The 10875-nt window shown below is 72.2% G+C and carries 5 protein-coding genes; 4 read left to right on the top strand and 1 reads right to left on the bottom strand.

The features are described 5' to 3' along the window. Positions 1-205 precede the first annotated feature (205 nt). The 4 genes from AC3YO9_RS05275 (at position 206) to AC3YO9_RS05290 (ending at position 10160) form a co-directional block, all read left to right on the top strand. Positions 206-1966 (top strand): AMP-binding protein, encoded by a 1761-nt coding sequence (locus AC3YO9_RS05275; protein WP_489982581.1) that lies wholly within the window; start codon positions 206-208, stop codon positions 1964-1966. Further along, on the top strand, positions 1963-6795 hold the full coding sequence (locus AC3YO9_RS05280; RefSeq protein ID WP_489982366.1) for a beta-ketoacyl synthase N-terminal-like domain-containing protein: 4833 nt from the start codon (positions 1963-1965) through the stop codon (positions 6793-6795). Before AC3YO9_RS05275 ends, AC3YO9_RS05280 begins: the two co-directional genes overlap by 4 nt. Beyond that, a complete protein-coding gene (locus tag AC3YO9_RS05285) occupies positions 6792-8330 on the top strand; it encodes an acyl-CoA carboxylase subunit beta (protein WP_489982367.1) in 1539 nt (512 codons plus the stop codon). Before AC3YO9_RS05280 ends, AC3YO9_RS05285 begins: the two co-directional genes overlap by 4 nt. Positions 8331-8621: 291 nt before the next feature. Continuing rightward, on the top strand, positions 8622-10160 hold the full coding sequence (locus tag AC3YO9_RS05290) for an alpha/beta hydrolase-fold protein (protein WP_489982368.1): 1539 nt from the start codon (positions 8622-8624) through the stop codon (positions 10158-10160). 174 nt (positions 10161-10334) lie between these two features. Here the strand turns inward: AC3YO9_RS05290 and AC3YO9_RS05295 are convergent, their stop codons facing one another. Then, a complete protein-coding gene (locus AC3YO9_RS05295; protein WP_489982369.1) occupies positions 10335-10625 on the bottom strand; it encodes a hypothetical protein in 291 nt (96 codons plus the stop codon). Positions 10626-10875 lie beyond the last annotated feature (250 nt).

A 10875-nucleotide genomic window follows, 5' to 3' on the forward strand; every position in this document is an offset into this window, starting at 1 on the left:
CTGAGCGACCTTACGGGCCCAGAGCCGGGCAACAGGGAGCCAGCGTCGCGCCGACATTCGCGAGCAGCTCGATCGAGGAGGTTCCATGACGGGTCACTTGTCCGTTCAGGATACGAACGACGGCGGGTCCGAGGTTCAGGCCCTGACAGGTGGTGACCTGGTGGCCGGGCTCTCCCGCGGCACCGTGGTGGACCACCTGGAGGCGATGACCGCTGCGCGCGGCGACGCGCCCTCCTTCACCACTGTGGACTACTCCACCGAGGCGGACGGTACCCGGACCACCCTGACCTTCGCCGAGCTCGGCGTGCGGGTGCGCGCCGTGGCCGCGCGCCTGCAGCAGGTGGCCGAGCCCGGCGCGCGGGTGGCCATCCTCGCGCCCCAGGGCATGGAGTACATCGTCGGCTTCTTCGCCGCCGTCCACGCTGGCCTGGTCGCGGTGCCGCTGTTCGACCCGGAGGAGCCGGGGCACTCCGACCGGCTGCACGCCGTGCTCGGCGACTGCGCGCCCACGGTGGTGCTCACCTCCACCTCGGCCGCACCGGGGGTGCGAGCCTTCTTCAAGGCGGTGCCCGCCGCGCAGCGTCCCCGCACCATCGCCGTGGACGGGGTGCCGGACTCCCTGGCCCAGTCCTGGACCGCCCCGGAGCTGGACCGCAGCTCGATCGCCTACCTGCAGTACACGTCCGGTTCCACCCGGGTGCCCGCCGGCGTGGAGATCACCCACGGCGGCGTGCTCACCAACGTCATGCAGATGGTCACCAGCTTCGAGGTCCCGCCGGAGACCGGGCGAGGCGTCAGCTGGTTGCCGCTGTTCCACGACATGGGCCTGCTCGTGGTGATCATCCCGGCGATGATCGGCCGCCCCTGCGCGGTGATGACCCCGCGGGCGTTCGTGCAGCGCCCGCTGCGGTGGATCAAGCTGCTGGCCGAGGCGCCCGGCGTGATCGCCGCGGCACCGGACTTCGCCTACGAGCACGCCGCCCGCCGGGGCCGCCCGCCCGAGGGTGCCGATCTCGACCTCAGCGGGGTGGTCGCGCTGATCAACGGCAGCGAGCCGGTGCGGCCGTCCTCGCTGCAGCAGTTCCAGGACGCCTTCGGCCCCTACGGGCTGTCGCCGTACGCGCAGCGGCCCTCCTACGGCATGGCCGAGGCCACCCTGTTCGTGGCCGCCAGCACCGCTGGCCAGCCTCCGAGGGTCAGCCACTTCGACCGCGACCAGCTCGGTGCCGGCAAGGCGGTCGAGGTGGCCGCCGACGCGCCTGCGGCCAGCATGTACGTCGCAGTCGGGGACATGTCGGTGGAGCAGGAGTCCCTCATCGTCGACCCGCAGACCTGCGAGGCGCTGCCGGACGGCTCCGTGGGCGAGATCTGGCTGCACGGGGAGAACATCGGCGCGGGCTACTACAACCGTGCCGAGGAGACCGAGCAGACCTTCCGCGCACTGGTGGCGGGGAGCACTGACGGCAGGCACTGGCTGCGCACCGGCGACCTGGGCACCATCGTCGACGGCCAGCTCTACATCACCGGCCGGGCCAAGGACATGATCATCATCGGCGGGCGCAACCACTACCCGCAGGACGTGGAGTTCACGGCCACCGAGGCCAGCAAGGTGCTCCGCTCCGGCTTCGTGGCCGCGTTCTCGGTGCCCGCCGCCGACGGTGCCACCGGCTCGGCCGAGCAGCTGGTCGTGGTGGCCGAGCGGGCCTCCGGCCAGGGCAAGGCCGACCCCGAGCCGGCCATCGCCGCCGTGCGGGCCGCACTGGCGCAGCGGCACGGCCTCAGCGTGCGCGAGGTGCTGCTGCTGCCAGGGGGCTCGATCCCACGGACCTCCAGTGGAAAGATCGCCCGACGAGCCTGCCGCCAGCAGTACCTCGACGGCACCCTGCGGGGTGCTCCCCGCCCCGGCGCGTTCCCGGACGTGCAGGATGACACGCACGAGACGGAAGAGACACAGGTGACTGCATGACCGGAGCGCCAGGAGCGGGGACCGTGCCCGGCCAGCCCATGACCGTGGCTGCCCTTCGTGGGTGGCTCGTGGACTGGGTTGCCGGGAGCACGGGACTGCCTCGTTCCGAGGTCCGGGAGGACCGGCCGCTGGAGGAGTTCGGCCTGGCCTCCCGCGACACGGTGGCGCTCTCCGGCGAGCTGGAGGAGATGCTCGGCGTCACCCTCTCGGCCACCCTGGTGTGGGAGTACCCGACCATCGCCGCCCTCGCCACGCGGCTGATCGAGGGTGAGCCCGCGGTGGAGGAGCTCAGCGGATCGTTCTACGACCACGACGGCACGTCCGGACCGGCGTCCCTGGACGACCAGGTCGCGGTGGTGGGCCTGGCGGCCCGCCTGCCCGGTGGAGTGCGCTCGCCCGGCCAGCTCTGGGAGCTGCTCAGCGGCGGGGTGGACGCCATCAGCGAGGTGGAGGCGAGCCGGTGGGAGGCCTTCGCGGCCAACCCCGAGCAGGCGGCGGTGCTGGAGCGCACCAACGTCCACGGTGGCTTCCTGGACGACGTGCAGGGCTTCGACGCGGAGTTCTTCGGCATCGCCCCGCGCGAGGCTGCGGCGATGGACCCGCAGCAGCGCCTGGTGCTCGAGGTGGCCTGGGAGTCGCTGGAGCACGCCCGCATCAACCCCGACGACCTCCGGGGCAGTGCCACCGGCGTCTACGTCGGTGTGTCCACCCACGACTACGGCCTGATCACCACCGCCGACCTCGGCGGGCTGGACGCCTGGACGGCCACCGGCGCCGCGGGCAGCATCGTGGCCAACCGGGTCTCCTACATGCTCGACCTGCGCGGGCCCAGCATGACGCTGGACTCCGCCTGCTCCTCCTCGCTGCTGGCCGTGCACCAGGCAGTGCGCAGCCTGCGCTCGGGCGAGACCGACATGGCGCTGGCCGGCGGGGTGAACCTGGTGGTCGCCCCCACGACCACAGTGGTCTTCGACCAGGCGGGGGCACTGGCGCCGGACGGCCGCTGCAAGGCCTTCGACGCCTCCGCCGACGGCATCGCCCGCGGTGAGGGCGCCGGAATGGTGGTGCTCAAGCGGCTCAGCGACGCCCAGCGCGACGGCGACGAGGTGCTCGCCGTCATCGCCGGCTCCGCGGTGAACTCCGACGGCCGCTCGAACGGGCTGATGGCGCCGAACCCGGCGGCCCAGGCCGACCTGCTGCGGCTGGCCTACCGCGACGCCGGGGTGCACCCCAACCAGGTGGACTACGTGGAGGCCCACGGCACCGGGACCCTGCTCGGCGACCCCATCGAGGCGCGGGCGCTGGGCGCGGTGCTGGGTAGCGGGCGCGACGCGGACAAGCCGCTGCTGCTCGGCTCGGCCAAGACCAACTTCGGCCACCTCGAGGCGGCCGCCGGCATCACCGGGCTGATCAAGGTGGTCCTGGCGCTGCAGCAGGGCGCCATCCCGCCGAGCCTGCACTTCACCACCCCCAACCCGCACATCCCCTTCGAGCAGGCCCGGCTGTCGGTGGTCACCGACCTGCACGAGTGGCCGCGGCACAGCGGCCAGGCGGTGGCCGGCATCTCCGGCTTCGGCTTCGGCGGCACCAACGCCCACCTGGTGGTGCGCGAGGCGCCGGCCGTCGAGCCAGCGGCGGAGTCCTCCGGCTCGGCCACCGCGGTGCTCGCGCTGTCCGCCCCCACCCGGCAGCGGCTGCAGGACGCCGCCGCCGACCTGGCCGACTGGCTGGTCGACCTGCCCGGGCGCGGTGACTCGCTGGCGTCGGTCGGGCGGGCGCTGGCCCGGCGCACCCATGGCCGCCACCGAGCCGCACTGGTGGTGCAGAAGCACGACGAGGCCATCGAGGCCGCGCGCGCCGTGGCCGAGGGCAGCCCGGGCCCGGGTGTGCACCGAGGTGTCGCCTCCGACGTGAGCGGCGCGGTGTGGGTGTTCTCCGGCTACGGCTCGCAGTGGCACGGCATGGCCCGCGACCTGCTCGCCGGCGAGCCTGCCTTCGCCGAGGCGTGGGACGAGCTGGAGCCGCTCATCGAGCACGAGGCCGGCTTCTCCCTGCGCGAGGCGGTGCAGGCCGCGGAGCCGGTGACCGGTCTGGACAAGGTGCAGATCGTGCTGTTCGCGGTGCAGGTCGGCCTGGCTGCGGTGCTGCGCAAGCACGGCGCCCGGCCGGCTGCCGTGCTGGGCCACTCCATGGGCGAGGTGGCCGCGGCCGTCGTCGCCGGCGGGCTGGACCTGGAGAGCGCGGTGCGCGTCATCGTCTCCCGCTCCACCCTGCTGGCCGAGATCAACGACCTCGGTGCCGGGGCGATGGGCCTGGTCGGCATGTCGGCCGCCGAGCTGGCCGAGCTGGCCTCGCGCTGGCCCTCGGTGAGCGCAGCCGTGCACGCCGCGCCCGCCCAGACCACCATCGCCGGTGACCGCGACGAGGTGCGTGCGCTGGTGGCGCACGCCGAGTCGCTTGGGCGGCTGGCCCGTCTGCTCGACGTCGGCGGCGCCGGACACACCTCCGCCGTCGACCCCATGCTGGGTGAGCTGACCGCGGAGCTGGCCGGGCTGGAGAGCAGCGCGTGCGAGGTGGTGCTGTTCTCCTCGGTGACCGGTTCCCAGTCCGCCGGGCCGGGCATGCCCGCGGTGCACGGCTCGGACTACTGGACCACCGGGGTGCGCCAGCCCGTGCTGTTCGCCGAGGCGGTCGCCGCCGCGGTGCAGGCGGGGTACACCAGCTTCGTCGAGCTCTCCCCGCACCCCGTCACGCTGCCCTCGGTGGGGGCCACCGCTGCGGCCGAAGGCGTCAGCGACCCGTTGCTGGTGGCCACCCAGCGCCGCAAGACCGACGGTGTGGCCACCCTGCGGGGCGCGCTCGCCGAGCTGCAGGTGCACGGCCACGAGGTGAACCTGCGCATGCTCCACGGCGAGGGTCCGCTGGCCGACGTGCCCCGCACCGCCTGGCAGCACACCCGGCACTGGACCGAGTCACGACCCACCGCCGCGCTGGGATCGGCCTCCGCGGTACCGCCGCCCGGCGTCTACGTGGCCCTGCCCGACGGCAGGCACACCTGGCAGAGCAGTGCGGGCACGCCCACCGAGACGCTGGTGGCCGCCGCGGCCACCCAGGCGCTGGGTGCGGGTGCCACCGTGACCACCCTGCAGGTGCACCAGCTGGCGCCCGGGGCCGGAACCCCGGTCACCACCATCCTGCTGCAGCACCCCGGGGGTGCCTCGGTGCAGGTGCACGCCCGGCTGGACTCCGGGGTGGAGACCGCCGACGGGCTGCCCACGCCGCCGTTCTGGGTGCTCCTGGCGGAGGCGGTGGTGCAGTCCTCCGGTGCCACCGAGGTAGCCGTGCACGGCGGCGCGCTGCAGCCCGCGGACGTCCCGGAGCCGGAGCGGACGGCGGAGCCGGAGGCACCTCAGCCGGTGGAGACGCTGCGTCGCATCATCGCCGAGGTGCTGGGCTACACGTCCAACAAGCTGCCCAGCGACGTCCCGCTCACCGAGCTGGGGCTGGACTCGCTGATGGCGGTGCGCATCAAGAACCGGGTGGAGCACGAGCTGGGCACACCGCCGGTGGCCCTGGAGAGCCTGCGCGGGGTGAGCCTCGGCGACCTGCAGGCCCAGCTGGACGACCTCGCCAACGGTGGCAGCCCGGCCGGGTTCGCCGGCACCATGCAGGACGGGCTGCCCAAGGTGGCGGCCGTGGGAGCCCGGGACGCTGCGGAGCGCTGGGTGACGGCGCAGTGGAACGCGGTGATCGGCACGCCGATGCCGGGCGTCACCAACCCGCTGCCCCGACGCACCCCGGGCCAGGTGCTCGACCTGGCCGCGGCGCTCGGTGGGCGCTGGGCGGCCAGCGTGGACCAGGGCGCGGTGGCCACCGCGGGCAGCCTGGCTGAGCTGGCCGACGAGGTGCGTCCACTGATGGAGAATGCCGCCGGCACCGGCCTGGTGCACGTGCTCAGGGCCTCCGTCGTCGCCCCCGGTGAGACCGAGGCTCCGCCGCTGTTCCTGTTCCACCCGGCCGGCGGTTCGTGCTCGGTGTACGAGCCGCTCATCCAGCTGCTGCCGGACGACCAGCCGGTGTTCGGGGTGGAGCGGGTGGAGGGGCCGATGTCCGAGCGCATCGCCCACTACCTGCCGCTCATCCGCCAGCACGGCGGGCAGGGCCCCTACCGCCTCGCGGGATGGTCCTTCGGCGGCGCGCTGGCCTTCGAGGTCGGCAGGCAGCTGCGTGAGGAGGGTGCCGACGTCGAGCTCATCGCGATGCTGGACACCGTGCAGCCCTCCGAGCGGGTGCCCGCCGGGGCCGAGGAGTCCCTCGCCCGGTGGCGCCGGTTCGCCGCCTACGTGGAGCGCACCTACGGCCAGCCGGTGCCCCTGCCGGAGCGGGAGCTGCTCGCCGCCGACGACGAGGAGCAGATGGAGATCGTGCTCGAGCTGCTCAAGACCGCTGCGGTCAAGGCCGGGGCCGGCGGCATCAGCGCCGGGGTGCTGGAGCACCAGCGCACGTCCTGGGTGGACTCCCGGGCGGTGGAGCAGCTGGACCCGCAGCCCTACCCGGGCCGGGTGGTGCTCTACCGCGCGGAGCGCATGCACGACGGTGCCATCGAGCTGGAGCCGCGCTACACCCACGTGGAGCCCGACGGTGGCTGGGCCGGCGCCTGCCCGCAGCTGGAGGTGGTCACCGTGGGCGGGGACCACCTGGCGATCATCGACGAGCCGGTGGTGTCCAAGGTGGCCGACCACCTGGTTGCCACCCTGGCCAACCTGGCCCCGCACGACACGGCCTCCGGCCGGGACACCACGAACAGGTCGGAGGAGGCTCAGGGATGAGCACTGCGGAGAAGCTCGACGCCCTCGAGGCGATGCGCAAGGCCAAGACCACCCAGGGCTCGTCCCGGGCGATCGCGGCGCGGGCGGAGGCGGGCCTGCCCACCGCCCAGCAGCGCATCGACATGCTCTTCGACCCGGGCAGCTTCGTGGAGACCGGCGAGCTGGCCCGCAAGCCCGGGGCGGAGAACCCGCTCGGTGACGGCGTGATCACCGGCTACGGCACGGTCGACGGCCGACCGGTGTGCGTGTTCTCCCACGACGCCACCATCTTCGGCGGCAGCCTCGGCGAGGTGTTCGGGCGCAAGGTCACCGACCTCATGGACCTGGCCATCAAGATCGGCTGCCCGATCGTGGGCATCAACGACTCTGGTGGGGCCCGCGTGCAGGAGGGCGTGGTGGCGCTCGCGTTCTACGCCGAGATCGGGCTGCGCAACGTCCGTGCGTCCGGGGTGGTCCCGCAGATCTCCATGATCATGGGGCCCTGTGCGGGCGGCGCCGTGTACTCGCCGGCCATCACCGACTTCACGGTGGCGGTGGACAAGACGTCCTACATGTTCGTCACCGGCCCCGACGTGCTCAAGTCGGTCACCGGCGAGGACGTGTCCTTCGAGGAGCTCGGCGGTGCCACGGCCCAGGGCGAGGGCGGCAACGTGCACCACGTCGCCGCTGACGACGCCGACGCGGTGGAGTGGGTCCGGGAGCTGCTGAGCTTTCTGCCCAGCAACTACAACGGCCAGGCGCCGATGCTGCCCAGCGACTTCGACGACCAGCTCACCGACTCCGACCGTGAGCTCGACGCCGCGGTCCCCGACTCGGACAACACCGGCTACGACATGCACGAGATCGTCGGCCGCCTGGTGGACGACGGGCACCTGCTGGAGATCTCGCCGACCTTCGCGCCCAACCTCATCACGGCGCTGGCCCGCATCGAGGGGCGCAGCGTGGGAATCGTGGCCAACCAGCCGATGCACCTGACCGGGGCGCTGGACATCGACGCCTCGGAGAAGGGTGCGCGCTTCGTCCGGTTCTGCGACGCGTTCGGCATCCCGCTGGTGACCGTGGTGGACGTGCCCGGCTACCTGCCCGGTCTGGCGCAGGAGCGCGGCGGCATCATCCGGCGCGGCGCCAAGCTGATCTTCGCCTACTCCGAGGCCACCGTGCCCAAGGTGACAGTGGTGGTGCGCAAGGCCTACGGCGGCGGCTACGCGGTGATGGGGTCCAAGCACTTCGGTGCGGACGTGAACTTCGCCTGGCCCACCGCGCGGATCGCGGTGATGGGCGCCGCCAGCGCGGTGGCGCTGCTGCGCCGGCGGGAGCTGGCCGCGGCCGGTGACGGGGCGGCAGCGCTGCGCCAGCAGTACATGGACGACTACAACGCCACCACCGCCACGCCCTACGCGGCGGCCGAGCGCGGATACGTCGACGCAGTGATCGCGCCGTCGAGCACCCGGCTGCAGCTGGCGGCGGCGCTGCGCGTCCTGCAGAGCAAGGTCGACGAGCCGCACCCGCGCAAGCACAACACGATGCCGTTGTAGCGAGCCGCTGCGTCGGTCCAGGCCGGAGTCCTCTTCGGAAGACGTTGTCCCGCAAGGGCAGGACGATCGTCTGCAGCTGGTCTGAGGATTTTCGTCACGGAGCAGTGCTTGCACCGTTGTACAAGTGAGGGTTACCGCTACTATCCACCCGGCGGTTTGCCCGTCGTACCGTGGAGTTCATGAAGTCCGTTCCGCCTCGGGGGGCGGTTGGTGAAGTGTTACAAAGGAGTCTCTTCCATGCCCATCTCCTCCTCTTGGCGGAAAGCGGTCGGAGTGTGCGCAGCCGCACTCGTGCTGCCCCTCTCGGCAGGTGTCGGTGCGGCGAGCGCCGCGCCCACGCCGTCCCCCACCCAGGTGACCCCCGGCGTCCCGATCGCCGGTGCCAACGGCGCCTATGTCATCGGTGCCCCGGCCATCGCCGGGCAGCTGGCCCGGTTCAACGTCTACTCGCCGTCCATGGGCCGTGACGTGCCGATCCAGGTGCTGCTCCCCGCGGGCTACAACATCAACGCCGCGACGACCTACCCCGAGCTGTACCAGCTGGACGGGCTCCGGGCAGACGCGAACATCACCGACTGGACCCGCAAGGCGGACACCCAGGGCTTCTTCGCCAACAAGAACGTGCTGGTGGTCCAGCCCATCGGTGGGTACGGCAGCTTCTACCAGGACTGGCAGACCGACGACCCGGGCATCCTGGCGCAGGCCAAGCAGAACCCCGGCTCCCCGGTGGGCACGCTCAAGTGGGAGTCGTTCCTCACCAAGGAGCTGCCGTTCGTCATCGGCAACGCCTTCCACGGCAACGGCCAGCGCGCCATCTCCGGCCTGTCCATGAGCGGGTTCTCCGCCTTCTCCTTGGCCGCCAAGCACCCGGGGCTGTACAAGGCCGCGGCCTCCTACAGCGGCTACCCCGACATCCAGGGCTTCGGGCTGCCGGAGTACCTGCGCTACGTGCTGGGCGCAGAGAGCGGCGCGACCAACCCGGACAACATCTGGGGTCCGAACAACTCGCCCGCCTGGACCGCCAACAACCCCACGGTCCAGGTCGCCAAGCTGAAGAACGTCAGCCTCTACATGTCGGCCGGTACCGGTGGCAACGGTCCCTACGACGAGGCGCTGGGCTTCCTCGGCCTGAGCAGGAACTACGTGGGTGCCCTCATCGAGGTCATCTCCAACTACTCCAGCCAGAACTTCGCCCAGGTCGCCGGGGCCAACAGCGTCGCGGTCACCACCGACCTGACCAACCCGGGCGTGCACGACTGGCCCTACTGGAGCGACCAGTACAAGCGCTCCTGGCCGCAGCTGGCCAAGGCCATCGGCGCCACCGAGGGCGTTGCCGTGACGGGCGCGATCGCGGTCAAGTGGAACCAGCTGGGCGGGGCCAACAGCCTGATCGGCACGCCGACCAGCGCCGAGCGGGACGTGCCGGGCGTCCCCGGTGCCCGCGTGGCCAGCTTCACCAACGGTGAGATCTACTGGTCGCAGGCCACCGGCGCCCAGGCGGTGCAGGGCGCGATCCGCGCCCGCTACAACGAGCTGGGCGGCCCCACCGGGCTGCTCGGCCTGCCGGTCACCGACGAGCGCACCACCCCGAACGGGGTGGGCAGGTTCAACCAGTTCCAGGGCTCCGGCGGCGGCTACATCTACTGGACGCCGGGCACCGGCGCCCACGAGGTGTACGGGCTGATCCTGGAGGAGTGGGCGCGCCAGGGCTACGAGAACTCCAAGTACGGCTTCCCGACCCGCGGCGAGTTCGACATCCCGGGCGGTCGGCAGACCAACTTCCAGAATGGCTTCATCCAGTTCGTGAACGGACAGATCATCGCGTCCTGATCGAGCACGCTCCCTGCGGAGCTGAGGCGTCCACTGAGGGCCCCATCCACATCGGATGGGGCCCTCAGTGCTGCGCCACTGCCTTGGGGCGTCTGCAAGTACCACCATGCGGGCTCGGCGGGGTCTGCAACCGCTACCAACCGGGCAGGGGCCGACCGGCGTGCCCTGCGCGGGCTACCGCGCCGTGAAGGGTGGAGACGGGGAGAAGCCGTCCTTGCGTGCCCTCAGCGCCTCGGTCAGGGCCGCCACCAGAGTGGTTCCGCCCAGCGTCCCCAGCGCGACCATGCTCGCGCCCACCGGCCACAGGCTGGCGTTCTCGGTGGCGCTGTCGACCATGGCGTTGACCGACCAGACCACCGTGAGCACGACGGTGATCGCGGCAGCCGTCGTCCAGGGCCAGCACCGCCAACCACCGACGGCCGCGGCCACCCCGAGCGTGAGGGCGAGTCCGACGACCTGCCACACCTGGTACGGCCCATGCTGGTGACCCTCAGCGTCGACGTACCTGGCCCGGTCCCAGGCGAGCCATCCGCTGTAGGCGATCGCTGTGGCCAGTCCCGCCGAGACGGCGGCACCTCGTCGGTTCAGCGCTGGTTGCCTGGAGCTCGGGGCATGGGCATCTCGCTCGGGTCCGGGGACGGAAGGTCAGCCAGCTGCCCGGGGGGGCAGTGATCCCACCCGCAGGAACATCGGCTGTCGAACGCCTCGATGGTAG

It is taken from the genome of Rhodococcus sp. Z6_132, assembly GCF_058133635.1.

Bases quoted from the DNA above. Each gene is read 5' to 3' on its own strand.
- AC3YO9_RS05275 (WP_489982581.1), top strand. From the start codon at position 206: ATGACCGCTGCGCGCGGCGACGCGCCCTCCTTCACCACTGTGGACTAC.
- AC3YO9_RS05280 (WP_489982366.1), top strand. From the start codon at position 1,963: ATGACCGGAGCGCCAGGAGCGGGGACCGTGCCCGGCCAGCCCATGACC.
- AC3YO9_RS05285 (WP_489982367.1), top strand. From the start codon at position 6,792: ATGAGCACTGCGGAGAAGCTCGACGCCCTCGAGGCGATGCGCAAGGCC.